Source organism: Arcicella sp. BE140 (assembly GCF_031456255.1).
In the GTDB taxonomy this organism is placed as follows: Bacteria; Bacteroidota; Bacteroidia; order Cytophagales; family Spirosomataceae; genus Arcicella; species Arcicella aquatica.
On sequence record NZ_JAVDUE010000009.1, the window covers coordinates 80922 to 106944 of the forward strand.

Consider the following 26023-nt stretch of genomic DNA (forward strand, 5'->3'; position numbering starts at 1 on the left):
AGTATTTGTATGAAAGCACACGATTCATCCTTTGATGAGCACGAGGTTCTACATGAGCTAAAGCACTATTTACCTGCACAAGCTCCGTTGAAAGACTTTGTTCATCATAACACACTTCATGCGTTCCAACAGCTGAAATTTTATAAAGCCTTGAGAAAGGCATCCAAAATATTTGGATATAATGTGTTCTTGGGTTTAGACGAATTCAGAGCATTGTATCAATCAAATAGGATTAGTTTGCCAATTCTTGAAAAAGTTATTATCGAAAGAATGGGTGAAGAGTTTCTTCTTGATTGGAAGGAGAAAGTTCTTCAAAAAACATATGAAACAGCGGTAACACCTCGCATTGGTGCTTTAAGAGCTAACTGGAAATTAGTACACCATATTGACATGGATTTGTTGGTTCATCCAATTTTGTTCAGAATCCTTTGTAGTTTTCTTGACCAAGGGATTTCAATCTGGAGTTTCCCTAATATTCATAAGGGTTTTTTAGCTTCAATCAGGGAAATGGAGCGAAATAGCTTTACTAGCTTTTTTAAAACTGAGCGAGCAAAAAATATTTTACTCAATGGTAATTGCAAGATTGAAGACTTACTGAAGATTATTGTTGGAGACTCATCGTTGTATAAACAATATCTTTTTGATCAGCAATTTGCACACCAAGGTTGGTCTGGAATGGTTTCTGTAGTTGAGGATATCCCTGAGACACTACTTGACCATAAGAAAATATCAACACACGATTTAATCGTTTTTGAATTATTATTAGAGATAGATGCGCTTGATTTTAAATTTGGACAAAACTGGGCTCCTCTAGGAAGCACTACTAAAGAAAAAATAAAAGACATCTTAGCTGAAGTACCTGAAAGTGAATTGAATCAAGTACTTTCAATTTGGCAAGATGCTTTTGAGTGGACTTACTACGATCAAGTATTAGCAGGTATCCAACTCCAAAAAGGAGAGAAAAGAATCATTGAGCAAAAAAGTTTTCAAGCAATATTTTGTATTGACGACCGCGAATGTTCTATTCGCCGTTATCTTGAAAAACTTGATACTAATTGTGAGACATTTGGTACACCAGGCTTTTTTGGCGTTGAATTTTACTATCAACCCGAACACGCTAATTCTTATACCAAACAATGTCCTGCACCTGTTACGCCCAAATACTTGATTAAAGAAGTGGGTTCTAAAAGCAAGCAGGTAAAGGATGCACATTTTACAAAACATACGCATTCGTTATTTAGTGGCTGGTTCATTTCCCAAACACTTGGCTTCTGGTCAGCTATGCGTTTGTTTCTGAATATATTCAGACCTACCACCAGTGCCGCTGCTGTTTCTTCATTCAAACACATGGATAAGGAATCGAGCCTAACGATTGAACATAAGCACGACCACTCACATCCACGTAAAGATGAGCTTCAAGTTGGTTTTACTGTGGCTGAGATGGCCCAACGTATGGAAGGTTTGTTAAAGAGTATTGGATTAGTAAATGACTTTGCACCTGTCGTATATATCGTAGGGCATGGAGCAAGTAGTGTAAACAATACTCATTATGCTGGTTATGATTGTGGCGCTTGTTGTGGCAGACCTGGTTCTGTAAATGCCAGAGTCGCTAGCTCTATGCTGAACCATAAAGAAGTAAGAGCAATATTGGCTACTAAAGGAATAGATATTCCTGATACAACACAGTTTGTAGGAGCTTTGCATGATACAACCCGTGATGAGATTTCATTTTTCGATGAAAAAGAGCTTTCAGAAAAAAATAAAGAGGGGCATTCAAAAAATGAAAAGTTTTTTATAGAAGCCCTTGATTTCAATGCTAAAGAGCGTTCTAGAAGATTTGAATCAATCAATACAAAACTAACGGCTGGAGAAATTCATGATAAAATACGCACAAGATCGGTTTCTCTTTTTGAGCCACGACCAGAGCTAAATCATGCTACTAACGCTGTTTGTATTGTAGGACGAAGAGAATTATCAAAAGAATTATTCTTAGATAGACGTGCCTTTATGAATTCATACAATTATCAGGTTGATTTAGAAGGAAAGTATCTGTTTAATATATTGAAAGCGGCTGCGCCAGTTTGTGGAGGTATTAATTTGGAATACTATTTTTCAAGAGTCGATAATCAGAAACTAGGGGCAGGTTCAAAACTACCACACAATGTGATGGGGCTTTTTGGAGTAGCCAATGGTATTGATGGAGACTTAAGACCAGGTTTGCCAAGCCAAATGATTGAAGTACACGACCCAATTAGAATGTTATTTATTGTCGAACATTTCCCTGAGGTTGTTTTGGATACTATCAAAATATTGCCAGAAACTTATGAGTGGTTCAATAATGAATGGGTACATCTAATCGTAGTAAATCCTGAAAACAGAGAGATGTTCAGATTTCACAACGGACATTTTGTTCCTTATCAGGCTGTTAATGAAAAAATTAATTCAGTCTCTGATATCGAATCATTACTAGAATCACACCAAGAAAATTTTCCAGTTTATTTAATAAAATAAGAATACAAAATGACTTCGATACTCCAAATTTTTATTCTTATACCAGTTATAGGTTTTATTTTAAGTTTATTAATTCCAGCAAAAAAAGAAGGAATTATCTCACGAGTAGCTTTTTTAACAGTGGGGTTACACTTAATTAGCTTTATTGTATTTTCGGTTTTTTGGCTATTTCATGGTCATGAAACACTTAATCTTAAAGAGATTGTATTGTTTAAATCTAAAGATTATGAGTTTCTGATTGATTTTTGTTTCGACGAGATTACGGTAGTGTATTTATTGGTAGGGGCATTTTTGACTTTTCTAGTAACCATATACAGCCGATATTATCTTCATAGAGAAGAAGGGTATAAACGTTTTTTTAATACGATTCTGTTTTTTTATGTAGGTTATAATGTAGCGATTCTGTCTGGAAATTTTGAGACACTATTTATAGGATGGGAAATATTAGGAATATCATCATTCTTATTAATTGCCTTTTATAGAAACAGGTATTTGCCCGTTAAAAATGCCATCAAAGTGTTTTCAGTATATAGAATTGGTGATATCGGATTGATACTTGCCATGTGGGCAAGTCACCATCTATGGCATGAAAATATTACTTTCTTGAAATTGAGTAATTATGAATTAGTACACGAACATATATTAAGTCATAGTTTCACGGGCGTATTTATTTCATTAATGATTTTGGTAGCCGCAGCAGTTAAGTCTGCTCAATTGCCTTTTTCATCATGGTTGCCAAGAGCAATGGAAGGTCCAACGCCTTCAAGTGCTATTTTTTATGGTTCACTTTCGGTGCATTTAGGGGTGTTTCTTTTATTAAGAACATTTCCTTTTTGGGAACATCAAATCTCTGTTAGAATATTGATTGCTCTGTTAGGGTTGACAACCAGTATCATAGCGTCATTAATTGCCAGAGTGCAGTCGTCAGTTAAAAGCCAGATTGCTTATGCTTCCATCGCACAAATAGGACTTATTTTCATTGAAGTAGCAGCGGGTTTTGAAAGTTTGGCATTGTTTCACTTTGCAGGAAATGCCTTTTTAAGAACATACCAATTGCTTGTTTCACCATCAGTAGTGAGTTATATGATTCGTGAGCAGTTTTATAATTTCATTCCACGTCAGCATACTATTGAAGATTCTTTCCCTAAAAAAGTAGAATATTCTATTTATGTGATGAGTTTGAAAGAATGGAATTTGGATTTATTCATGGATTACATCGTTTGGAAGCCATTAAAAAATGTAGGTAGAAAGTTAGACTTCCTGACAATCAACAAATTAATGTTATTGTTTATTCCTACTTACGTTGTCGGTTTAGTGCTATTGTACAACCAAGAAAAACTTGCTCCACAATTGCATGAATACTTACCTGGATTATTTTCGCTGATTGGTTTTATCATGGTCTTGAAATCTTTCTCAGAAAGAAAAAGCCCTAGAATGAGCTGGCTATTAATCATCATGAATCATTTTTGGATTGCCCTAGCCATTTCATTTAACGAGCATTTTAAATTAGAAGAAGCCATATTTTACTTAAGTGGCATTATCATAATGGGTGCTTTTGGATACTTCACTCTAAGCAAGTTGAAGTCTATTGAGAAAACACTGGATTTAAATCGTTTCTACGGACACGTTTACGAACATCCAAAATTTGCTATGATGTTTTTGTTGGCCTGTTTGGGTTTAACGGGCTTTCCTATCACGTCAACGTTTATTGGTGAAGATTTAATTTTCAGTCATATCCATGAAGATCAAATTTTCTTAGCATTTTTTATTTCGTCAAGTTTCATTATTGGAGGTATTTCTGTGATAAGAGTTTATGCCAGAATTTTCCTCGGCCCACATATTAAAACGTATCATGAAGTACCGTATAAGTCTTCATAAAAAAGAAATTACAAAAAATCAGACTCAATCTCAATAGTTAATTAAGTATTGAATCACATTACTAAAAGTTTATAAAATATTATTTCAAAATGGAAACAAAAACGAAACTAACTGCTCCTCTTGATGGCTTAGCAGGATTAAAGGAGAACTTTTCAACCGATGCGGTCTCTGGATTTATTGTATTTTTATTAGCGCTTCCCTTGAGTTTGGGGATTGCCAAAGCCTCAGAGTTTCCTCCTATTATGGGTTTGGTGACGGCTATCATTGGGGGTGTCGTGGTAAGTTTCTTTATGGGATCTAAATTAACGATTAAAGGCCCAGCAGCTGGCTTAATCGTAATCGTAGCAGGTGCTGTAAACGAATTTGGTGGAGGAGAAACAGGTTGGCATTTAGCATTGGGAGCGATGGTAGCTGCTGGTATTGTCCAAATGCTTTTTGGTGTATTTAAGTTAGGTAAACTTGCCGACTTCTTTCCACTTTCAGCCATTCATGGTATGCTTGCTGCCATTGGTTTAATTATCATTGCGAAGCAAATTCCAGTATTATTAGATGTAGCACCAGCTTTGACAAAAGGGAAAGGCCCATTGGCTTTGATTGCCTCTATTCCAACATTTATTGCGCATCTTGACCCTAAAGCTACTTTGATTGGTGTTCTTTGCTTAATCATTATGTTAGGTTGGCCATTTATCAAGAACCCTATTATCAAGAAAATACCTGCTCCATTGGTTGTGCTTATTATTGCAATTCCTGCTGAATTAGCAATGGATTTCCAAACTACTGAACCAGCTTATGCATTGGTACACATTGGCAACTTGATGGAAAATATTAAAATCAATGTTGATTTTTCAGGTGTTTCTCAGATAGGATTATTTATTAAATATGTAGTCATGTTTGCTTTGGTTGGTACTTTAGAATCACTTCTTACTGTAAAAGCCATTGATATGTTAGACCCATATCGTCGTAAGTCTGATGCCAACAAAGATTTAATCGCTGTGGGTATTGGTAATACAATCGCCGCAATTTTAGGAGGCTTACCGATGATTTCTGAAGTAGCGCGTAGTTCTTCAAACGTTAATAATGGTGCTAAAACTCGTTGGGCAAACTTCTTTCATGGTTTTTTTATCTTAGCTTTTGTTTTGTTAGCATCCCATTTAATCGAGCTTATTCCTAACACTGCCTTAGCAGCTATGCTGATTACGGTAGGTATTAAATTGACGCATCCAAAAGAATTTATCCATACGTTCTCCATTGGTAAAGAGCAATTGTCAATTTTCTTGATTACTATTTTCTTTACATTATATGAAGATTTATTAGTTGGTATTGCAGCAGGTATTGCTTTAAAAATCATTATTCACTTAGTGAATGGCTTACCAATTGGTTCATTATTTAAAGCACCAACGTTGGTCTCTTTTGAAGGAGATGATTATTTAGTAGAAATCGATAAATCTGCTGTTTTTACAAATTACTTAGGCATTAAAAGCAAATTGGATGCTATTCCTGCTGGTTTTAATGTAACGATTGACTTAAAAAATACTAGATTGGTAGATCACTCGGTGATGGAAAACTTGCATCACTTTGAGCATGATTATGTAGAAGGAGGAGGTACAGTGAAAATAATAGGTCTTGATAATCACAAGCCTGTTTCTGGTCATAAGTTGGCCGCTCGTAAAGCTTAATATTCACATATTTTGTTATAATTAATACTGAGTGACATTTTGTCGCTCAGTATCTCAAAACAATCTCTTATTATTCTAATACCATGAATAAAATACTTTTTATAGTGGCTGGACTAGTGTTGTCCTATACAAGCTTTTCCCAGACTTATAAAGACGGAAAATTATATTTGAATCAGGATGGGTCTCAGTTTTTAAAAATGACATTATTGAATCAAGTTTGGCTTCGTCATAACGAAAATAACCCTGGTTCAACAACAAATGGTTTTGATAAACCTTCGACTACTGATATTGGTATTCGTAGATTAAGATTACAATTGTTTGGACAAATCACCGACCGTACTTATATCTATTTACAAATAGGTGAGAACAACTTTAATGCATTATCAGACCGCAAACAAGGTTTCTTTATCCATGATGCCATTGGGGAATATGCTGTAGTGAAAAATAAGCTATCATTAGGTGGAGGTTTAACAGGATGGAGTGGCTTAGCACGTTTTGCCGCACCTTCAGTAGGAGGACAATTAGGAGTAGATGCTCCGCTTTATCAACAAGCAACGAATGATGTAACCGATCAATTTCTTCGAAAATTAAGCATTTATGCCAAAGGAAAACTAGGTTCATTTGACTATAGAGTAGCTTTATCAGACCCAATGGCGATTCAAAAATCATCTGGGTTTAATGCAGCGACAGCATTAACTAAAAATTCAAACTTTGCCACAACACCACCAAAATTTCAGACCCAAGGATATTTTCAGTACCAATTTTGGGATAAAGAATCTAACATGAATCCTTATACAGTAGGAACATATTATGGCTCTAAAAAAATCTTCAATATTGGTGCTGGTTTTATCTATCAACCTGATGCAATGTGGCATTTGGCAGATAATGGAAGAGATACCTTGAAAACAGCGATGACATTATTAGCAGTCGATGCTTTTTATGATGCGCCTATTAACAAGGAAAAAGGAACAGCGTTGAGTGCTTACTTAGCACTTTCAGACTATAACTTCGGTAAAAACTATATCCGCGAAAGCGGCCCGTTGAATCCTGCTAATGGCAATGCCAATGCAAGTGTGTTGAATGGTGCAGGTAATAATGCCCCTTTGTATGGAACAGGGCAAACCGTTTATGGACAAGTAGGATATAAAATGGCAAATAATATGTTAGGCAAAGCAGGCACATTGATGCCTTATGTTAGTGTACAGTATTCTGATTATGAAAAATTAGCTGACCCAATGGTATTTTATGATGCGGGTATCAACTGGTTGTTTACAGGACATACTTCTAAGCTGACATTGGCTTACCAAAGTCGCCCAGTATATACAAGTAATTCAGCAGGTGAATATCATTCGACTGACAGAAAAGGCGGTATTATTATGCAATATCAAGTATTTTTTAATTAGAGTGTTACAATATTTTAGTTTGTATGTGGTTTAATATTGGATTGGGTTATCGGCTTCGATAGCCCAATTTTGTTCTAATTACTTCAATCTTTTATTCTATTTGTATCAATGGTAGAACGAAAATGTTTTAATTTTGGTTTTAGAAATTAAACTCGTATGAATACCAAGACTAAACTACATATTGTCTTTCAGACTTTTTGCTTGGCTTTGGCCTTGCATTTTGTGGCATTGAATGTAGGAGGTATTTATTATTTAAAGTTTTTTCTACCGAAAGAAAAAGTAGTTAATCTACTGAATAAAGCTGAAACTGAAAAGAAAACTGATACTGATTCTTCAGATGATGTGCCTGAATCAGATGACATTAATGATTATAACGTCATTTGTGTAGTAGAATCTCTCTCATTATTTTTGAATAACCTTACTTTAAATGATGACGCATACTATTATACATTAGCACTTTTCTCTTCATATTCCTCTCGTACCCTCCGTGGTCACTTTGATGTGATAATTCAGCCTCCGCAAGTATAAAATCTATTTTTTAATGGTATAAAATTGAATATATTCTATTGATTAGAATTAATTTAAACTGTACCCTATTGGGAGGAATCTCCTAGAAAATCAGATTTTTAAAACTACTATGTTGAAATTATGTCAAAATTTAAATATTATCAATCATCGTTGCTATCAACTGACTGGAAATCCGGGATTTCTGTCTTTCTAGTAGCACTGCCTCTTTGCCTAGGAATTGCCCTAGCCTCGGGGGCACCACTTTTTTCAGGTTTACTCTCGGGTATTGTAGCGGGAATAGTGGTATCAGTTTTATCAGGTTCAGAAATTTCAGTAAGTGGGCCGGCTGCTGGCTTAACCGTAATTGTGGCCACAGCTATTAAGGATTTAGGTTCTTATCAAGGGTTTCTTGTAGCCGTTATTTTAGCAGGAATTATTCAAATAGGGTTAGGATATTTAAAGGCTGGGAAGTTTAGTGCCTATTTTCCAGAGAGTGTCATTAAAGGGATGCTCGTTGCGATAGGAATTGTAATTATATTAAAACAAATTCCACATGCTTTGGGAGACGACCAAGATTATGAAGGGGAATTTGAGTTTGAACAAGTTGCTGACCACCAAAATACCATCACAGAATTGATTCGTTCTTTTATCGATTTCAATGATGGAGCCGTCATTATTTCATTTGCTTGTTTGGCATTATTGATTCTTTGGGACTATGCTTCCAAGAAAAACATCACTTTTTTCAAAGTATTTCCATCAGCCTTGGCTGCTGTAGCTTTAGGAGTAACGATTAATGAGATGTATGCGGTTATTAAACCAGAATACTTTTTAGGGAATTCGCCTGCTCACATGGTTTCAATGCCTGTATTCAAAAATTTTCAAGATTTCACAAATGTATTGTTATTACCAGATTTTTCATTTTTAAAAAATCCGCATATATATACCGTAGCGCTTACCTTGGCTATTGTAGCTAGTTTAGAATCGCTATTAAGTTTGGAAGCAGGAGATAGTATAGACCCTCAAAAACGTATCTCATCTTCGGATAAAGAATTGATTGCTCAAGGTGTAGGTAATACTATCGCTGGATTTTTAGGTGGACTCCCTGTCACATCAGTAGTCGTTAGAACTTCGGCCAACGTATATGCAGGGGCTAAAACTAGGATGTCGTCAATAGTTCATGGGATATTATTATTGGCTTCTGTTGTATTAATCCCAGCCCTCATGAACAGGATTCCATTGTCAGCTTTAGCCGCCATCTTATTAATGGTAGGGTATAAATTGGCTAATCCTCTTGTCTTTAAAAGAGTTTATAAAGAAGGTTATGACCAATACATACCTTTTGCTATTACCATCATTGTCATTATTTTCAAAGACTTACTGTTCGGTATTTTTATCGGAACATTCGTTGGACTATTGTTTGTCGTATTTACCAACTTCCAATCAGTTATTTCGGTCATTCGGGATGGCAATAATGTATTAATCAAATTCAATAAAGATGTTTCGTTCTTGAATAAACATAGAATCAAACAAATATTAATGAGTTTGAAAGAAGGAGATGAAGTATTGGTAGATGGTTCAAGAGCTAACTTTATTGACCATGACATTTTTACGTTGCTTTACACTTTTAAAAATAGCTCAAAGAAAAAGGGTATAGAAATGGTATTTAAAAAAGTAAATCGAAAAATACAAGGTGATATTAATCAATATCATGCAGAAGTGGAATCACATTAAATTTTACAAAAATGAAAGATTACAAACAACTGCTTTTGGCCAATAAAGCGTGGGCAAAAGAGCGTTTAGAATTAGATGAGGAGTATTTTAACGTACTTTCTAAAGACCAACAACCAAAGTTTTTGTGGATAGGATGTGCAGATAGCAGAGTACCTGCTGAAGAGATTACTCATGCAGAACCAGGTGAAATATTTGTACATAGAAATGTGGCGAATTTGGTGGTGCATACTGATATTAATTTACTTTCAGTATTGCAGTATGCTGTTGAAGTATTACACGTAAAACATGTTATTGTCTGCGGACATTATGGCTGTGGTGGTGTAAAAGCCGCTATGGGACCATCTGACTTAGGTTTAATCAATAAATGGTTGAGAAACATCAAAGAAGTTTATTATAAACATGATAACGAGCTTAAAGCCATTGAAGATGAAGATGCTAAATTCAGACGCTTGGTAGAACTAAATGTTGAAGAACAAGTGAAAAACTTAGCCAAAACAACTATTATACAACGTTCTTGGAAAAATTTCAAATTACCTCATTTGCATGGATGGGTTTTTGATATGAAAACAGGTTTGATTAAAGAAGCGTTAGAGATTGAGGCTTGCTCTGAAGTAGACCCTATTTTTAAATACGAATTTCATACGAATGAATTAATTTCTAATAGCTCAATTTATTAGGTTAAATCAGGATTATAAAATACTTGTATTACCTTAGCTTTCGGAAAAATAATTCCGAAAGCTTTTTTTGTGTCTTAAGTAATCAATATAATGTAAATAATGTTTTTATTTGTCGCAAATAACTGATAACTAGTGATTTGTCGTACTACCGATGGCGGACTGTTCACCAATCACTATTTACTAAACACAACTTATTCTAAAACTTGACTATGAAAAAAATACTATTGGCTGGACTAATCCTTTGCCAACTAAAAACATTTGCCCAAACCCCTGCTGAAAACTATCAGGACGACCCCGCTTCAATTGAGCAAATAGGTGTTCCGAAAGGAGAAGTATTGAAATTTACTTTCGAGGATTCTAAAATTTTTCCCGGTACTTTCAGAGAATATTGGGTATATGTTCCTGCTCAGTATCGCACCGAACAACCTGCTTGTGTGTATGTAAATCAAGACGGAGTCCAGTGGAAAGCCCCTACCGTTTTTGATAACTTAATTCATCAAAAAGCAATGCCTATCACTATCGGCATATTTGTGATGCATGGACGAGTAAAAGCGGACAATCCAGAAATAGCAAATGATCGTTTTAATAGAAGTTATGAATATGATGGCTTGGGAGATAATTATGCAAGATTTTTATTAGAAGAGCTTTTACCTGCTGTAGAAAAACAAAAGACGAGTGATGGTCGTGCGATTAGACTTTCAAAAAATGGGAATGATAGAGCCATCGGAGGCTCAAGTAGTGGAGCAGTTTGTGCTTTTACAGCCGCTTGGGAACGTCCAGACGCTTTTTCAAGGGTATTTAGTGCCATCGGAACTTATGTAGGTTTACGAGGAGGAGATTCGTATTCCACCTTAATTCGTAAACATGAACCTAAACCAATCAGGGTTTTCTTGCAAGATGGAGCTAATGACCTTAATATTTATGGTGGAGATTGGTGGAAAGCCAACGAAACCATTGAAAGAGCATTGACATTTTCAGGCTATGAAGTAAACCATGTGTGGGGTGAAGGAGGGCATAATGGCAAACAAGGAACAGCCATTTTCCCCGAGGCGATGCGTTGGCTTTGGAAAGATTACCCTAAGCCTGTTTCCAAAGGTCAATCAAAAAACCAAGTTTTGAGCGATATTTTAATAGAAAATGAAAAGTGGGAATTAGTAGGAGAGGGCTATACTTTTACAGAAGGTACGGCATCTAATCCAGCAGGAGAAGTATTTTATCAAGATATTCCCAATTCAAAAACCTATAAAATTGGCTTAGATGGAAAATTACAAACCTTGAACCTAGATGCTAAAAGAGGGAGTGGAACAACATTTGATGCCGATGGGAAACGCTATGTAGTAGCAGGGGGTACTAAACAAATTTTAGTGTATGATACCCAAGGAAAAGAATCTGTCTTGGTGGATGACCAATCTGCGAATGATATAATTGTTGCGAAGAATGGTAATATCTATTTTACATCTCCAAATGGGATTGAAAAACCAAGCAAATTATTCTTGCTGCGACCAAACGGCGAAAAAGTAGAATTGGATGAAGGTTTGAAATATGCCAATGGGCTTTGTCTTTCGCCAGACCAAACACAATTGTATGTAACAGAATCTACTTCTCATTGGCTATGGGTATATCAGATTCAAGCAGATGGAAAATTGGCTTACAAACAAAAGTATGGTTGGCTACATGTAAAAGATTCAGATAATAATGCTTGGGCAGATGGTTTGAAAGCCGACAATCAAGGAAGAGTTTATGTGACGACTCGTGCAGGGATTCAAGTGCTTGACCAAACTGGTAGAGTAAATGCAATCATTCCAGTACCTACTGGGCAACCTTCTAATATTTGTTTTGGCGGTGCAAACTTCGATACGATATATGTAAGCTGTGTCGATAAAGTATATAGAAGAAAACTAAAAACACGTGGTGCAAATGCTTTTGAAAAGCCATTCAAGCCAGCACCACCAAGATTATAGCAAACTATAAGCCGTGGATTATTTAAAAATTATTCACGGCTTGTATCAATCTTTCTAATTTCTGAGGGTCTAGCTCTCCATTGGTTCTTACACCACTGCAAATGTCAACTCCATAAGGCTTAACAAAGTCTATCGCTTCACAGATATTCTCTGGATTCAATCCACCAGCTAAAAATACTGGAATTGAAACCATTTCAACAATGTGTTTACTAATATCCCAATCGTGTTTTCTGCCAGTTCCTCCCAATTCTTTAATCGCTAAATTTGGATTGCCTGAATCCAATAAAATTATATCAGCCAATGATTCGTACATGCTAGCTTCAATAATGGATTCTTCACCTGTTACGTGTATTACTTGTATTAGCTTGATATTATTGGGTAGATTAGCTCTTAAAATCGGATAAGCCTCTACAGCCACTGCATCTACTAATTGAATACAATTAGTACCAGTAGCACGTTGATGTGCGATTATTTCGTAAGGGTCAGTTTTAGGCGTTAATAAGAAGCTATCAATGTGTGGAGGAATAATAGTAGCAATTTTTTGAATTAAATCATCAGTAATAGTACCAGGTCCACTGGGCATTTTTGCTACTAAACCAAGCACATCAGCACCAGTATTGATGGCCATTTGTGCTTCTTGTTGGCTACTTATACAGCATATTTTAATTTTTGTACCCATTATTCAAAAACCACTTTGTTTTCAATTTCTTCATTCATAAAAAGCAATTTTACTTCACTGTCGTATAGTGCATTAAAGGCAAAATGCTTCTTCTTTAGGATATAATCGTAAATGAAAAAGTCAGTTTTAGGCGTTGGAAAACTATCAATGTTCTGAAAGTTATGCCATTCTAAAATGCCTTCATTACAAAGGGCAGGCTCAAAGAAGTCCACTTCGGCTTCATAAATAAAGCTCATCCAATTATACTTCACTGGGGATGTTTCCACCAATGTACCACAAAATCTCATGGCGGGTACTTTTATACCAGCTTCTTCCCAAACCTCACGAATGGCTGCATCATAAGGGTTTTCAAATGCATCTACTTTTCCACCTACGGGTACGTAAGTATCTTTATTTGGTTCATTGAAACGCTTTAGCAATAAAAAGTTAGCGCCATTTCTCAGCACACAAATTACAGCTACTCTTTTTAAACCTTCCATGTGCTATTCAGGTATTTTTGTGGTTAAAAAGCTTCCTAATAAGCCTAAAATAATTAATGAAGCGAGGGCTATTTTCAAAGAGAAGAATTCAGAAAGATAACCTATCATCACGGGACCAATTAAAAAACCAGCGATACCTAATGTAGAAATGGCAGCCAATGCTACTCCAGCAGCCATAGTTTTTGAATGACCAGCTTCACTATAAATAAGAGGAACGATAGTAGAAAGCCCCAAGCCCGTAATGCCAAAGCCGATAATAACTGTAAAGGGTGAAGGAATAAAAATAGCAATTGACATTCCGACAAATACTAATAAACAATTGATTAGAAGGGTTTTTCTAAGTCCAAGAGCTTGTAAAATTTTATCACCAAATATTCTTCCTACTACCATCAACACTGAGAATGCCGTAAACCCAGCCGTGGCAAAACCATTGGGATTATCCATAATTTGCTTGTAATAAAGCACACTCCAGTCGGCCATAGCCCCTTCGCACAACATTCCACAGAAGCAAATAATACCTAGAATGATTAAAGACTTATCAGGAATAGCGAAAAGGGGTTGATTTTCATCTGACTTATGGTCGTGTTGTAATAAATACGAAAATGAAATAAGTCCTATCAGCAAGTCGATACTACCAATTGTTGCCAAATGTTGAAAAGTAGAAATACCCTGTTTCGCAATAATGCCTCCTAAAGCCGCTCCAAGCATAAAACCAATGCTAAATACGGCATGAAAAGAGGACATAATAGAGCGTTTTTGTAATTTTTCTACGCCAACGGCTTGTACGTTCATGGCAATATTCAGTAAGTCGCTACCAAAACCAAAAATAAATAAAGAGATACCAAGATTTATTGGACTAGCGGAAAGCCCAAGCAATGGGAGGGAAATAAAATAGAAAAATACAGCAAATAAAGTAATTTTCTTACTGCCGAATTTATGGATAATGACCCCAGCGATTGGTAAAGCCGTTAGGCTGCCAATAGGCATGGCAAATAATACTGTTCCCAAAGCAGCATCACTTAAATGTAATAGTTCTTTCATATCTGGAATGCGTGATGCCCATGAGGCAAAACTAATTCCACATAGAAAGAATAAAGCATTGGTAGCAATGCGAGCATTTTTCCCAATGTTATGTTGAATAATAGTAGTTTCCAAAGCGTTAATGCGATTATTATGAACTTGCTGAAAAGCATAAAGGGGTATTTTACAACAAGATACTCTCAATTTCTTTCCAAGAATGTACTCTTGTAAATTCTTTTACGTGTTGATTATGGGCAGCATCAAATAATAAGCCTTTACCTTCAAAATTAATAAGATTTTTTTCATGATCATCAATGATATAATCAGCTTTAATCATCCATTTATGACCACAAAAAACAGTATGCGACCAGCCAATATATGGAAAATACTTATCCAACCATTCTAATTTCTCTTCCATTGATAAAGGAAACTCAGTAGCTGCTGATACAATAAATATTTCGTGTTTAGCATGAAGTTTTTGAACAACCTCTTGCGCACCCGGAATCAATGGAATATCTGCAAAAAAACCTTTTTCCCAAAGCATTCCTCTTACTGTACTATATTTTTCATAATAAGCCTTATAAACTTCTGGCTGTGTTAAGATTTGCTCACGAGTAAAATTTGTTCCTAATTTTTTATTCGTTTCGTTTAATAATTTTAAACTTGTGTCTGCCAAGACATCATCCATGTCGATTAAGATTCTCATAAATAATAATATACGGTTTTAGTTTATACTGTAATTTCAATTCGGTTATTTTCAGGGTCTAGCACTACACTTTCGTAGTACCCATCGCCAGTTGTTCTTGGCTTACCAATAATCGTAAAGCCTTCGTTTGCTAACGTTTCAGTTAGTTCATTTACTTTTTCTATACTGCCAACAGCTACTGCAAAGTGTACCAATCCTTTTGTTTGAAGTAAAATATCTTTTGGAATATCTACTACTGATGGCGAGTGCATAATTTCTAAACGCGCTCCTTTTGTAAAACTTAAAAAATAAGATTCAAACCCTGTTTTGATATTGACATATTTTTGATTGGCTGTTGCTCCGAAAAAACGACAATAAAATGACTTCATTTTTTCTAAGTCAATCGTCCAAATAGCTATGTGTTCAATACTTATCATGCGGTTTTTAAAATATTTAGACAAATTTACCGCAATAAACCGCATATATCAAAATAAAATTTATTAAATTTGTGTAATATTCCGAATAAAAACGAATTAAACCGCAAATATGCTCAGGGAAGAAAGATTACAGGTCATCTTGAAGATGTTAGAAACTAACCAAAGGGTTTCTTCGGTTCAATTGGCAGAAATACTTAATGTTTCTGATGATACTATCCGTCGTGATTTGAATGAATTAGCAGAAGACGGGTTGCTGAAAAAAGTACATGGCGGAGCTATCCCCAAAGCCACAAGCCCATATAAGCTAAAAGAGAGGATTCATATAGACCATGAAGAAAAACTGATTTTAGCCAAGAAGGCTCAAAGTTTTTTTTCAAATGGACAAGTAATTATCCTTGATAATGGTTCTACCAATATGGAGGTAGCCAAATTAATGTCTCCATCGTTAAAAGCCACTGTTTTTACAACAAGTATTGCCATCGCTCAAATTCTTTGTGAACACCCCAATATTGAATTATTTATGCTTGGGGGCAAGGTATTTAAAGATGCCCAAAATACGTATGGTACAGAGGTAATAGAGCTACTAAGTAAAATCAGAGCAGATGTTTTATTGATTGGTGTTTGTGGAATTCATCCTGAAATAGGAGTAACTATTCCCGACTGGGGCGAGTGCGTAGTAAAAAAGAAAATGGTGGAGGTATCGGCCAAAGTAATAGCCTTGATTACAGCCGAAAAACTAAATACGGCGGATAGTTTTGTAGTATGTCCTTATGCTGATATTGATGTAATGATTACTGATGAGATAATCACAGAGGAACAACTAGTAGCCTACAAAAGGCTTGGTACTGAAATCCAATAAGTGAAATGATAAAAAAATCCCTACAATTGAATCATTGACAATTGTAGGGATTTAAGTTTTGGTCTAAGGTTGTTTTTCCTTATGCATTTTTCCTTCGCCTTTGTTTAACCTATTGAACAGCATAGCATTGAAAAGTTGCTCTGTTTTATATAATTCAGATACCTGTCGAACATTAATAACTTTCAGAAATTTTGACATATATTCTTTTTCTAAGTCAACATCTTTTTGTTTCAGGTTTAAAATTTCTTTTAAATCAGATAAGATTTTATCCTCAGAACTTGTCGTATTTCTACTTTCGGCAGTAATCTGTCTGATACTTTTTCTGATTTCCCAGCGCTTAGTATCGAATTCGTTATAAACAACCCAAAAGCCTTTGGCTTGGTCTTCAGTTAAATTTAAGCGGTTAGTAATTAAACCAACTTTAGCGGCTTTTATTTTTTCTTTGCCTTTTAATGGCTCGTCTTGTGCTTGCGCTTTTACATTTAATGAGAAGACAAAGCAAATTAAACTGATAATAATGGCTGATTTTTTCATGCGTGATATTTGATTAAATATTCTCTTCTAAATTGTCTAAATCGATACTTTGTAAAATATCTTGTCTATTTATTTTTAAATTATCTAATAATTCAGAATCATTATTTGTTTCCTCTACCTCGGCTTTATTATTTGTTTGAACATTTTCAAATTGTTCAGCAAGGTCGGTTTGGTTAATATTCTGTTGAATTAGATAATTAATGATTTCTTGATTTTGTACCTCAGCAAGGGCTTCATTGCCCAATGCATCTTGTTTTGGCATCCAAGTAAAGTATCCTAAGATAGCGATAGCAGCACAAGCGGCTACGCTTGCCCAAGTCCTTTTCATAGACCAAGTAACTAAAGGAACTGTTTTAGATTTGGCAGAAGTTTGCGATTGTATTAACATCGGAAGCTCGTCAAAGTAATTATCAGGTACTTTGAAAATATTCTCACGTGGTAGTTTCTCTATGTCAAACTTATTATTTTCCATTGTTTTAATGATTATGCTACTTTGACTGTCTTGGTCTGTAATGGTTTAAAATGATTTTTAATTTTTTTTAATATTGAAACCATTTTATTATGGTATTGAATTTTTAAGGTACTCTTCTACTTTTTTTGCTGCTAAATGGTAGGATGCCTTTAAAGCACCCACTGAAGTACCCGTAATTTCAGAGATTTCTTCATATTTTAGCTCATCATAATATTTCATATTGAATACCAAACGTTGTTTGTCGGGCAAAGTGAGTAAAGCTTTTTGAAGTTTAAGTTGTATTTCATCTCCAGAAACTAAATCGCTATCTTCTAGTTTGTTAGATAGCTCTTCTGTGATATCATTGATAGGTAAAAAGAAGCGTCTTTTTTTCTTACTAAGATGGTTCAAACATTCATTAGTCGCAATTCTATACAGCCATGTAAATAATTGTGAATCACCCTTAAAGTTTTCAAGGCCTTTCCACGCTTTTATAAAAGTATCTTGAGTTAGGTCATTGGCATCGTCATGGTCGATTACCATTTTACGGATATGCCAATATACTTTCTGCTGATATTGACGTACCAGTAAATTGAAAGCATAATTTCGGCTTTCGGGGTTAGCAAATTTTTCTAATAATTCTTTATCTGTCATTTTTAGGCATTTGGCTTAGAATGCTAAATGCAAAATAGGCACAAGTCACAAAATAAAAAAGGCAAAAGCCGAAAAGAATAGTAATTAGCGTATTAATTTCTTCTAATTACTTATACTTATTCGCCTTTTGCCTGATAATATGATAAATTGAAAAAATTAAGCTTGTTTGCGAGCAATCGCTTTCAATGCTTTTTCAACAATTGATGCTGCATTTAAACCATATTTTTCCATTAATTGAGCAGGAGTTCCTGATTCACCGAATGAATCCTCTACGCCAACATATTCTAATGGAGCAAGGTGTTGTTTAATTAATACCTGAGCGATAGAATCGCCTAAGCCACCTGCAATTTGGTGTTCTTCAGCAGAAACAGCACAACCAGTTTTGCGAACTGAAGCTAAGACAGCTTCTTCGTCCAAAGGTTTAATTGTATGGATATTGATAATTTCTGCATCGATACCTTTTTCAGCTAAAATCTCACCTGCTAAGATAGCTTCCCATACCAAGTGACCAGTAGCAAAAATACTTACATCCTTACCTTCGTTTACAGTCCAAGCTTTTCCGATGATAAATTCTTGATCTGGAGCTGTAAAGATTGGTACAACTGGACGACCGAAACGCAAATAAACTGGGCCTTCGTGCTCAGCCACAGCGATAGTAGCAGCTTTCGTTTGGTTATAATCGCAAGGGTTGATTACTGTCATGCCTGGAAGCATTTTCATCATACCTAAATCTTCAAGAATTTGGTGAGTAGCACCATCTTCACCTAATGTCAAACCAGCGTGTGAACAAGCGATTTTAACATTTTTGTTTGAATATGCCACCGACTGGCGGATTTGGTCATATACACGACCAGTACCGAAGTTAGCAAAAGTAGTAGCAAAAGGGATTTTTCCACCGATAGTTAAACCAGCAGCAATACAAATCATATTTGCCTCAGCAATACCAGTTTGGAAAAAACGCTCTGGATTTTCTTTGATAAAAGCATCCAATTTCAATGAGCCAATTAAGTCAGCACAAAGTGCTACAACATTAGGGTTGGTTTGTCCCAACACTTGCATTCCAGCACCAAAGCCAGAACGAGTATCTTTTTTTTCTGTGAAAGTATATTTTTTCATTTTTCTATTTTTACTCGACTGGATTTGTCGAGGCACATTGCTTTAATTTAGTTAAAAAATAATTAGCACTTGGGCAATTAGGATGACTAGCTGCATTTTGAATTGAAAAGCCAGAATTAATCATTTTCTTTGCAAGTTTTGGCTTACTTTTTGGAAATGTAAAACCTTTAAGATTTATCATTTCATCTATTGCTTCAACATACATTTCAGGAAAATTAACCTCTTCAATGTATCTCCCCAAAAAGCTAGATAAGGCATTTGTATCAGCTAAATACCAATTTTCAAATTCTTTGACAGCTACTACAATTGATTGATTTGGAAAATCTAAAACTTTTTCTTTTGTGACTGTAATACATTGGTCTTTATCTAAGTCAAGTAATGCTATAACCTGAGTAGCTCCTTTATCAATTAAAATTTGTCGATGAGCATTTAATCTCTCTCCATAAAATTGATTTTTAGCTCCAGTTTCTTGAACATCAATTAGTTCGATACCAATACTATTTAGAAGTGAAATAAAGTTTTCAGATTTGAATATAACTCCTTCACTTTCTCCTTCACAAATTATTCCAAGTTTTACCATGGAAGCCCACCTCCAAGAGCATTAGAGAGCCATGCTTCATCCATAGGTAAGCCATAAAGGTTTAAATCTTTATCTAACTGTTTTATCTTTGTTTCACCGTCTTTCTTATTGACTAAAATAATTTCATGAGGTTTTAATTGTGAAACAAGAGACTGAGAATGAGTATTTAACCAAATATAGTGACCTTTTTCTTCACAAGCATATTGAAATAGTCCTACTAATTCCTTTACAACCTTTGGATTCAAACCATTTTCGGGTTCTTCAATACACAAAAATTGCGGTTCATCAGATTGAAATACAGCTGTTAAAAGAGCAAGAATATTGTAAGTACCATCAGAAATCAACTCTTTAGTAAATGGCTTTTTGATTCCCTTTTCATACATCAATAAAGTATCATTATTACTTAAATCACTTGAAATAATCTCAACTCTTTCAAACCCAGGAATAAATAAATCTAACCATTCAGATATTTCTTCATTTTTAAACTCATCAAGTAAAATTCGTTTAAGAACTTTTTCGAGATTAGAACAACTAAGAGATAAAAATCTATCATCAATAAGTTTGAAACGCTCTCTACTTAAGTTATTAGGAAAGACAACTGAAAAGTTCTCGATGAACTGTCTAAAATCAGAGTATTTTTGATAATCAAAACTTTCACCATTATCTGGTTTTAAACCACTATGGAGCATTCCACTATAAAGTGTAAAATCATCGAATTGAAGATTGCTACCTTCAAAAATAGAGTCACTTTTGGGGAGATTCAAAAAAGAATCTGTTTCGCCAAATATAGATCGACTAAATTGTTGATTAGATGGAAATCGAAATGAAATTGTTGTAAACTCCAAAGCCTCAAAAATATTACTTTTACCAGACCCATTAGGCCCTACAAAGACCGTGAATGGATTTGGTTCAATAATCTCTAAATCTGCAATAGATTTAAAATTTTTGATATGTAATTTTTTGATTTTCAATAGTATAAAGTTTTATTCCTAATTGCTTATATGATTCACTAACTCACTCATTCACTCAATATTAATAATCCCCCAAAGTTTCTGGTAACTGAGCTAATGCTGCAGCTAATTGCTCGTCGTTTGGAGCAACCCCATGCCATTTGTGCGAACCCATCATGAAATCAACACCAGCACCCATTTCTGTTGTCATCAAAATCATTGTAGGCTGTCCGTTTCCTGAAAATGCACGAGCTTCTGCTAATACTTTCACTACATCGGCCATATCATTACCATTCATTTTGATAACATTCCAACCAAAGGCAGTGTATTTCGCACCTAAGTCACGGTTGTTCATTACTTTATCTGTAGGACCGTCTATTTGCTGACCATTATAGTCAATAATTGCTACCAAATTGTCTACTTTATGGTGTGGAGCATACATTGCTGCTTCCCAAACCTGACCTTCGTTTTGCTCTCCGTCACCCATTAGGACAAACACTAATGAATTATCTTTATTTAATTTTTTTGCTTGAGCCGCACCAATCGCAACAGACATACCTTGTCCTAATGAACCAGAAGCAATACGAATACCCTCTAAATGCTCATGCGTAGTAGGGTGTCCTTGAAGACGTGAATTTAATTTACGGAAAGTTGCTAATTCAGCCGCTGGGAAATAGCCAGCACGCGCCAATACTGAATAAAAAACTGGAGAAATATGTCCGTTTGATAAAAAGAAAAGGTCTTCACCAATTCCGTCCATATCGAAAACTTTGTTTCCAGCTTCATCTGATTTTAAAGTCATTTGGTCGAAGTAAAGACCTACTAATAAATCAGTACAGCCTAAAGAACCGCCTGGGTGTCCAGACTGACAAGCGTGCACTTGACGTACGATGTCACGACGTACTTGCGAAGCAACTTTTTGTAATTCAGTAATTTCCATTTGTGTTTGATTAATTTTTGTAATCTTTTATAGTCGTTTTTCTAGTTAATTATGCTTCAATAATCTGCGAGGTATGCTCTTTGGTCTTCACTTTTTCAATAATATCAGTAATGATTCCTTTTTCATCAATGACGAAAGTAGTTCTAGCAGTACCCATATATGTTTTGCCATACATCGATTTTTCTACCCATACACCATAAGCTTCTACTAGTTGATGGTCTTCATCCGAAAGCAAGGTAAACTTTAAATCATACTTTTTAATAAATTTCTGATGAGCTTTTTGTCCATCCACACTCACCCCAATAATCTCAAAACCTTTGGCACGCAAGGCTGGTAAATTTTCATTTAAATTACAAGCCTGAGCCGTACAACCTGGGGTATCATCTTTGGGGTAAAAGTACAAAACTACTTTTTTACCTTCAAAATCTGAAAGCTTAACCAAATTACCATGTTGGTCTTTTTGTTCAAAATTGGGTGCTTTATCTCCGACTGCTAATTTCATTTCTATTTATTTTATAAAGACAATTTTCAAAGATTTGACTATAGTCTTAATGCTTTTTCTTTTTCTTTGCACTTTTTTTGGCTTTCGCCTCATGCTTGTGTTTAGTTTTTACGTGCTTTTCCTTCTTCGTCGCTACAACTTTTGTATGTTCGTCAACTTCTGTGACAAATGAACTTTTATTTCCTTGGTTATCTTCTAAATCCAAGCGAAGTTTCCCAATGAAATTTTGAGTAGAATCTGATTTAACTGTCCAGAGCAAAGCCCTTTTAGCATCATAATCTGCTAATATATAAGTGTCATTCAGATATGTTTTAAAGCTTTTGATACCCGAAAGATTATCATAAATTCTGATGGCTACATAATTGGGGCTTTTACTTACAAAACTTGCTTTGGGCGGAATAGTGTCAGTTAATAGTGTAAACTGACCTAGTAATCCAGCTTTAAATACAATCCTGTCAGAATTCCATTTGCCTCCTAAAAACCTTCTTTGATTTCTCGAAGTATAATACACGGATGTCTTTTCGGGCAAGCTTACATTTATATCAGGCTGGAAACTTACATTGATTGAATTACGAAGCGGTATTGTAGGTTGTCCAATTTCTATACGATTAGCAATACTATTAGTTTCTAAATAAAGCGTATCATACAGTGTTTTAGTATCAAAAATGATTGAAAGTTTATCTGAAACATAACTACTTGCTTGATTGGGAAGAATAGTTTTCTGTAAGTTTAGAGCCTTCTCTACACTATCGATGCGTATAGATTTAGGTAAGCCTTTCTTCAAGTCCCAAAGATACACAGCTTCATTGTTTTTTACATAACTTATTGCCAATTCTGTCGATGATTTTTCAAAATTTAAAATAGCTATCGAATTGACTGTCTTTAAGTTGCGTGCTTTAATGATTAAGGTATTATCATCAGTACTATAATTAATATTTATGGGCAATTTATTCGGGCTAGCAGTAACGGAACTTTCAGGCTTTTCGCCCTTTATCGTAAAATTCAGCGTACTTCCATTTTCATAGGCGTCCCATATCTTAATACTTACTTGATGTGTTTTACCATCTTCCAAGTTAAGTTTCCCTTTGCTCAAAATCGCTTTGTAAACTGGCAATTCCTCATTTCCATCATCTTGAAATAGTTTCTGGATTCTGTGGCCAATGGTTTTTTCATAGGCGTAATCAGTATGTACATTAATATCATGCGATAATGCATTGGGGAACTGTTCAAGATGGAAGTAATGAATCTCTTGACCATCTACTAGAAGCTCCGTACAAGTCAAGCCATTAGAATTATGGGTATCGTTCATTTTATCAACTGCCATCAACTCCAAACCGATTTCTCCTACTACCGAAACATTGGCATTAAGCGTATAGGTACCATCTGGTTTTTTGATAGGAGTAAAAGCCTTTCTACCAAACTCACCATTCACTCTTGCATCTGTACTCAGCGTTTTGATGTACAATTGCTGAAAAATAGGAGGGGTATTGTCTTTTATTTCTGAAAATCCAAAATTCAAAGGATTCAGAATATTATTATTGGCATCTCTTATTTCAAAATGTAAATGTGGTCCAGCCGACCCGCCCGTATTGCCAGAATAGCCAATTATTTGCCCTTTTTTTACCACAAACTCGCTTGGTGTAGGCTTTAATTGAATCTCAAATGTCTGACTTTCTAATCTTTTTTTCTTAACGTAAGTCGCTAATGGCTCTACAAATTCTTTTAAATGCCCATATACAGATACATAACCATTGGGGTGGGTTAAGAAAATAACATTTCCATAACCAGAAGTTTGTACTCTGATTTCAGAAACATAACCATCAGCCGTAGCTAGCACTGCTAAACCTTCTCTTCCTTGAGTTTTAATATCAATCCCTGCGTGAAAATGGTCTGCACGCAAATCACCCATTCCACCTGCCAAATAGTTTTGTTGTTTGGGATTTATTGGAAAGAGAAAATAATCTTTCGGATAAAGAAGCTTCGTTTTTTGTGCTAAATTCTGAAAAGAAAAAAGACTACAAAACAGAAAGATTTTTAATTTCATAAATGGATGCAACTTAATTTTCAATAAGGACAATAATAATAGATGAAAATTGAGTTACAGTTTACTTGATTTCAAATGATAGCATTTCTTTACCTTCAATAAATGCAGTTAGTTTATTGCCGATTTTTACTTTACCCACACCAGCAGGAGTACCTGTAAAGATTAAATCGCCTGTTTTCAGTGTGAAATATTTAGAGATTTCAGCAATGATTTCGTCAAAATTCCAAAGCATCATCGACGTGTTCCCTGTTTGACGAGTTTCTCCATCAATTTCTAAATGGAAATTCAAGTTTTTTAAATCTGGAAATTCAGTTTTTGGAATAAAACCAGAAATAGGAGCAGAGCCATTAAAAGCTTTGGCTTTTTCCCAAGGCAATCCTTTTTCTTTTAATTTTGACTGAATATCTCTTGCCGTAAAATCGATTCCAATCCCTATTTCTTCATAATATTTATTAGCAAATTTAGCTTCAATATTTTTACCCATCTTGTTGATTTTCAGAACGATTTCTACTTCATGATGAATGTCGTTTGAAAAATCAGGATGATAAAATGCCTCGTTGTCTTTTAAGATTGCTGTATCTGGTTTTATAAAAACTACAGGTTCAGACGGTCGCTCGTTATTTAATTCGGCAATATGTTCAGCGTAATTCCTACCAATGCACAAAATTTTCATTTCTCTTCGTTTTATGAATTTTTTTACAAAAATACCCTTAAAATATAGAAATTTAGAACCTTTTTTAGATTTTTACATCTTAATTCTAATTTGCTATATTCTTTATGCTGTGTTGGTATGATTATTTAATACTAATTTTACAGCAGAAAATAAGTATCTCTTAATCCTTTTCAGAAAATGAAAAAAATCGTTTTGTATGGAGTAGTTCTCCTGACATCCATTTGGGCTTGCACAAAAGTGCCCATTTCAGGTCGTAGTCAATTATTATTAGTTTCAGATGATGAAATGAATGCCATGGCATTAACTAGCTATAAGCAGTTTTTAGATACCAACAAAGTAGTGGCTGCTAATACCCAGCAGGCTGCCATGGTCAAAAGAGTAGGTGACAAAATAGCTAAAGCTGCACAAAGTTATTTTGAGCAAAATAATGCTCCAGAATATTTAAAAGGCTACCAATGGCAAACGGAGTTAGTACAAAGTAGCCAAGTAAATGCTTGGTGTATGCCAGGTGGTAAGATGGTAGTGTATACAGGTATTTTGCCAATCACACAGAATGAAACAGGATTAGCCGTGGTAATGGGGCATGAGGTTTCGCACGCTATTGCTAAGCATGGTAGCGAGAGAATGAGCCAAGGAATGATAGCACAAGGTTTGTTGACGGCAGGACAAGCAGGCTTAGGAATTGCGATGCAAAATAAGCCTAGTGCAACACAGAACTTGTGGAATAGTGTATTTAGTGTAGCTGCACCAGCGGGTGCTCAAATAGGAATGTTGGCATTCGGACGTAATCAGGAATCAGAGGCTGATCATTTAGGATTAATATTCATGGCTATGGCGGGATATAATCCAGAAGAAGCTGTGGCTTTTTGGGGAAGAATGGCAGCACAATCTGGCGGTGGTTCAAAACCTCCCGTATTTTTGTCAACCCACCCTTCAGATCAACAACGTATCGCTGATATAAAAAGACTTTTACCTGAAGCCACTCAATACTATAATGGTTCTAAAGGTGGAGTAAAGAGAAACTAATATTTCACAGTGTAATAAAAAAGGCGAAGAATATTAATTCTTCGCCTTTT

General features: G+C 35.2%; 25 protein-coding genes. 10 read left to right on the forward strand and 15 right to left on the reverse strand.

All coding sequences use genetic code 11. The annotated features are described in order from the left end of the window. Positions 1 to 9 precede the first annotated feature (9 nt). The 8 genes from J2Y60_RS13870 (at position 10) to J2Y60_RS13905 (ending at position 12344) form a co-directional block, all read left to right on the forward strand. The gene (locus J2Y60_RS13870; RefSeq protein ID WP_309918724.1) at positions 10 to 2511 is read left to right on the forward strand and encodes a DUF2309 domain-containing protein; all 2502 of its coding nucleotides are present in this window, start codon (positions 10 to 12) and stop codon (positions 2509 to 2511) included. 9 nt (positions 2512 to 2520) lie between these two features. Beyond that, positions 2521 to 4389, forward strand: coding sequence for a proton-conducting transporter membrane subunit (locus J2Y60_RS13875; protein ID WP_309918727.1), 1869 nt, complete (start codon positions 2521 to 2523; stop codon positions 4387 to 4389). A gap of 89 nt (positions 4390 to 4478) precedes the next feature. Further along, positions 4479 to 6065: a SulP family inorganic anion transporter gene (locus J2Y60_RS13880; protein ID WP_309918730.1), complete on the forward strand. Its 1587-nt coding sequence runs from the start codon at positions 4479 to 4481 to the stop codon at positions 6063 to 6065. Between the two features lie 83 nt (positions 6066 to 6148). After that, complete coding sequence (locus tag J2Y60_RS13885) at positions 6149 to 7468, forward strand: hypothetical protein (protein WP_309918733.1); 1320 nt, start codon at positions 6149 to 6151, stop codon at positions 7466 to 7468. A gap of 156 nt (positions 7469 to 7624) precedes the next feature. Next, on the forward strand, positions 7625 to 7996 hold the full coding sequence (locus J2Y60_RS13890) for a hypothetical protein (protein WP_309918736.1): 372 nt from the start codon (positions 7625 to 7627) through the stop codon (positions 7994 to 7996). A 120-nt stretch (positions 7997 to 8116) separates the two neighbouring features. Continuing rightward, positions 8117 to 9706, forward strand: coding sequence for a SulP family inorganic anion transporter (locus tag J2Y60_RS13895; RefSeq protein ID WP_309918739.1), 1590 nt, complete (start codon positions 8117 to 8119; stop codon positions 9704 to 9706). Positions 9707 to 9717: 11 nt separating this feature from the next. Beyond that, positions 9718 to 10383, forward strand: coding sequence for a carbonate dehydratase (can, locus tag J2Y60_RS13900; protein WP_309918743.1), 666 nt, complete (start codon positions 9718 to 9720; stop codon positions 10381 to 10383). A 209-nt stretch (positions 10384 to 10592) separates the two neighbouring features. Next, entirely contained in the window at positions 10593 to 12344 is a 1752-nt protein-coding gene (locus tag J2Y60_RS13905) for an SMP-30/gluconolactonase/LRE family protein (RefSeq protein WP_309918746.1), read from the forward strand. 22 nt (positions 12345 to 12366) lie between these two features. Here J2Y60_RS13905 and J2Y60_RS13910 read toward each other — a convergent pair whose 3' ends face one another. From J2Y60_RS13910 to J2Y60_RS13930, 5 genes are read right to left on the reverse strand one after another with little or no spacing between them, the layout of a single operon-like run. Next, positions 12367 to 13023 carry a phosphoribosylanthranilate isomerase gene (locus J2Y60_RS13910; RefSeq protein ID WP_309918749.1) on the reverse strand — a complete coding sequence of 219 codons (657 nt, stop codon included), beginning with the start codon at positions 13021 to 13023 and terminating at the stop codon, positions 12367 to 12369. After that, the gene (locus tag J2Y60_RS13915) at positions 13023 to 13502 is read right to left on the reverse strand and encodes an NUDIX domain-containing protein (RefSeq protein WP_309918752.1); all 480 of its coding nucleotides are present in this window, start codon (positions 13500 to 13502) and stop codon (positions 13023 to 13025) included. The genes J2Y60_RS13910 and J2Y60_RS13915 overlap by 1 nt, the downstream gene beginning before the upstream one ends. Before the next feature lie 3 nt (positions 13503 to 13505). Continuing rightward, on the reverse strand, positions 13506 to 14657 hold the full coding sequence (locus J2Y60_RS13920; protein ID WP_309918755.1) for an MFS transporter: 1152 nt from the start codon (positions 14655 to 14657) through the stop codon (positions 13506 to 13508). Between the two features lie 49 nt (positions 14658 to 14706). Next, the gene (locus tag J2Y60_RS13925; protein ID WP_309918758.1) at positions 14707 to 15228 is read right to left on the reverse strand and encodes a 5' nucleotidase, NT5C type; all 522 of its coding nucleotides are present in this window, start codon (positions 15226 to 15228) and stop codon (positions 14707 to 14709) included. Positions 15229 to 15251: 23 nt separating this feature from the next. Beyond that, the gene (locus J2Y60_RS13930) at positions 15252 to 15644 is read right to left on the reverse strand and encodes a VOC family protein (protein WP_309918761.1); all 393 of its coding nucleotides are present in this window, start codon (positions 15642 to 15644) and stop codon (positions 15252 to 15254) included. Between the two features lie 109 nt (positions 15645 to 15753). On the opposite strand from J2Y60_RS13930, the gene J2Y60_RS13935 reads away from it, so the two are divergent. Continuing rightward, a complete protein-coding gene (locus J2Y60_RS13935) occupies positions 15754 to 16503 on the forward strand; it encodes a DeoR/GlpR family DNA-binding transcription regulator (protein WP_309918764.1) in 750 nt (249 codons plus the stop codon). A 63-nt stretch (positions 16504 to 16566) separates the two neighbouring features. On the opposite strand, the gene J2Y60_RS13940 is transcribed toward J2Y60_RS13935, so the two are convergent. The 10 genes from J2Y60_RS13940 to J2Y60_RS13985 all read right to left on the reverse strand — a co-directional run bounded on the left by J2Y60_RS13940 (position 16567) and on the right by J2Y60_RS13985 (position 24947). Next, positions 16567 to 17037 carry a hypothetical protein gene (locus tag J2Y60_RS13940; RefSeq protein WP_309918767.1) on the reverse strand — a complete coding sequence of 157 codons (471 nt, stop codon included), beginning with the start codon at positions 17035 to 17037 and terminating at the stop codon, positions 16567 to 16569. Positions 17038 to 17050: 13 nt separating this feature from the next. Beyond that, positions 17051 to 17509 (reverse strand): hypothetical protein, encoded by a 459-nt coding sequence (locus J2Y60_RS13945; RefSeq protein WP_309918770.1) that lies wholly within the window; start codon positions 17507 to 17509, stop codon positions 17051 to 17053. Positions 17510 to 17596: 87 nt separating this feature from the next. Next, positions 17597 to 18142, reverse strand: a complete 546-nt coding sequence (locus tag J2Y60_RS13950) for a sigma-70 family RNA polymerase sigma factor (protein ID WP_309918772.1) — start codon at positions 18140 to 18142, stop codon at positions 17597 to 17599. A 156-nt stretch (positions 18143 to 18298) separates the two neighbouring features. After that, positions 18299 to 19258, reverse strand: coding sequence for a transketolase C-terminal domain-containing protein (locus J2Y60_RS13955; RefSeq protein ID WP_309918775.1), 960 nt, complete (start codon positions 19256 to 19258; stop codon positions 18299 to 18301). A 10-nt stretch (positions 19259 to 19268) separates the two neighbouring features. Further along, a complete protein-coding gene (locus J2Y60_RS13960; protein WP_309918780.1) occupies positions 19269 to 19838 on the reverse strand; it encodes a hypothetical protein in 570 nt (189 codons plus the stop codon). Continuing rightward, entirely contained in the window at positions 19832 to 20809 is a 978-nt protein-coding gene (locus tag J2Y60_RS13965; protein WP_309918782.1) for an AAA family ATPase, read from the reverse strand. The genes J2Y60_RS13960 and J2Y60_RS13965 overlap by 7 nt, the downstream gene beginning before the upstream one ends. 61 nt (positions 20810 to 20870) lie before the next feature. Then, complete coding sequence (locus tag J2Y60_RS13970) at positions 20871 to 21728, reverse strand: transketolase (protein WP_309918785.1); 858 nt, start codon at positions 21726 to 21728, stop codon at positions 20871 to 20873. Positions 21729 to 21777: 49 nt separating this feature from the next. Continuing rightward, the gene (gene bcp / locus J2Y60_RS13975; RefSeq protein WP_309918788.1) at positions 21778 to 22230 is read right to left on the reverse strand and encodes a thioredoxin-dependent thiol peroxidase; all 453 of its coding nucleotides are present in this window, start codon (positions 22228 to 22230) and stop codon (positions 21778 to 21780) included. Positions 22231 to 22276: 46 nt separating this feature from the next. Next, positions 22277 to 24274, reverse strand: a complete 1998-nt coding sequence (locus J2Y60_RS13980; protein WP_309918791.1) for a M23 family metallopeptidase — start codon at positions 24272 to 24274, stop codon at positions 22277 to 22279. Positions 24275 to 24335: 61 nt separating this feature from the next. After that, positions 24336 to 24947 carry a fumarylacetoacetate hydrolase family protein gene (locus J2Y60_RS13985; protein ID WP_309918793.1) on the reverse strand — a complete coding sequence of 204 codons (612 nt, stop codon included), beginning with the start codon at positions 24945 to 24947 and terminating at the stop codon, positions 24336 to 24338. A 177-nt stretch (positions 24948 to 25124) separates the two neighbouring features. On the opposite strand from J2Y60_RS13985, the gene J2Y60_RS13990 reads away from it, so the two are divergent. Next, positions 25125 to 25973 (forward strand): M48 family metallopeptidase, encoded by an 849-nt coding sequence (locus tag J2Y60_RS13990; RefSeq protein ID WP_309918796.1) that lies wholly within the window; start codon positions 25125 to 25127, stop codon positions 25971 to 25973. The last annotated feature ends 50 nt before the right edge of the window (positions 25974 to 26023 follow it).

Coding starts and splice junctions, on each gene's coding strand:
- J2Y60_RS13895 (WP_309918739.1), top strand. CDS start 8,117: ATGTCAAAATTTAAATATTATCAATCATCGTTGCTATCAACTGACTGG.
- J2Y60_RS13905 (WP_309918746.1), top strand. CDS start 10,593: ATGAAAAAAATACTATTGGCTGGACTAATCCTTTGCCAACTAAAAACA.
- can (WP_309918743.1), top strand. CDS start 9,718: ATGAAAGATTACAAACAACTGCTTTTGGCCAATAAAGCGTGGGCAAAA.
- J2Y60_RS13990 (WP_309918796.1), top strand. CDS start 25,125: ATGAAAAAAATCGTTTTGTATGGAGTAGTTCTCCTGACATCCATTTGG.
- J2Y60_RS13875 (WP_309918727.1), top strand. CDS start 2,521: ATGACTTCGATACTCCAAATTTTTATTCTTATACCAGTTATAGGTTTT.
- J2Y60_RS13925 (WP_309918758.1), bottom strand. CDS start 15,228: ATGAGAATCTTAATCGACATGGATGATGTCTTGGCAGACACAAGTTTA.
- J2Y60_RS13970 (WP_309918785.1), bottom strand. CDS start 21,728: ATGGAAATTACTGAATTACAAAAAGTTGCTTCGCAAGTACGTCGTGAC.
- J2Y60_RS13960 (WP_309918780.1), bottom strand. CDS start 19,838: ATGGTAAAACTTGGAATAATTTGTGAAGGAGAAAGTGAAGGAGTTATA.
- J2Y60_RS13950 (WP_309918772.1), bottom strand. CDS start 18,142: ATGACAGATAAAGAATTATTAGAAAAATTTGCTAACCCCGAAAGCCGA.
- J2Y60_RS13930 (WP_309918761.1), bottom strand. CDS start 15,644: ATGATAAGTATTGAACACATAGCTATTTGGACGATTGACTTAGAAAAA.
- J2Y60_RS13880 (WP_309918730.1), top strand. CDS start 4,479: ATGGAAACAAAAACGAAACTAACTGCTCCTCTTGATGGCTTAGCAGGA.
- J2Y60_RS13885 (WP_309918733.1), top strand. CDS start 6,149: ATGAATAAAATACTTTTTATAGTGGCTGGACTAGTGTTGTCCTATACA.
- J2Y60_RS13955 (WP_309918775.1), bottom strand. CDS start 19,258: ATGAAAAAATATACTTTCACAGAAAAAAAAGATACTCGTTCTGGCTTT.
- J2Y60_RS13935 (WP_309918764.1), top strand. CDS start 15,754: ATGCTCAGGGAAGAAAGATTACAGGTCATCTTGAAGATGTTAGAAACT.
- J2Y60_RS13870 (WP_309918724.1), top strand. CDS start 10: ATGAAAGCACACGATTCATCCTTTGATGAGCACGAGGTTCTACATGAG.
- J2Y60_RS13890 (WP_309918736.1), top strand. CDS start 7,625: ATGAATACCAAGACTAAACTACATATTGTCTTTCAGACTTTTTGCTTG.
- J2Y60_RS13915 (WP_309918752.1), bottom strand. CDS start 13,502: ATGGAAGGTTTAAAAAGAGTAGCTGTAATTTGTGTGCTGAGAAATGGC.
- J2Y60_RS13940 (WP_309918767.1), bottom strand. CDS start 17,037: ATGAAAAAATCAGCCATTATTATCAGTTTAATTTGCTTTGTCTTCTCA.
- J2Y60_RS13945 (WP_309918770.1), bottom strand. CDS start 17,509: ATGGAAAATAATAAGTTTGACATAGAGAAACTACCACGTGAGAATATT.
- J2Y60_RS13980 (WP_309918791.1), bottom strand. CDS start 24,274: ATGAAATTAAAAATCTTTCTGTTTTGTAGTCTTTTTTCTTTTCAGAAT.
- J2Y60_RS13985 (WP_309918793.1), bottom strand. CDS start 24,947: ATGAAAATTTTGTGCATTGGTAGGAATTACGCTGAACATATTGCCGAA.
- bcp (WP_309918788.1), bottom strand. CDS start 22,230: ATGAAATTAGCAGTCGGAGATAAAGCACCCAATTTTGAACAAAAAGAC.
- J2Y60_RS13910 (WP_309918749.1), bottom strand. CDS start 13,023: ATGGGTACAAAAATTAAAATATGCTGTATAAGTAGCCAACAAGAAGCA.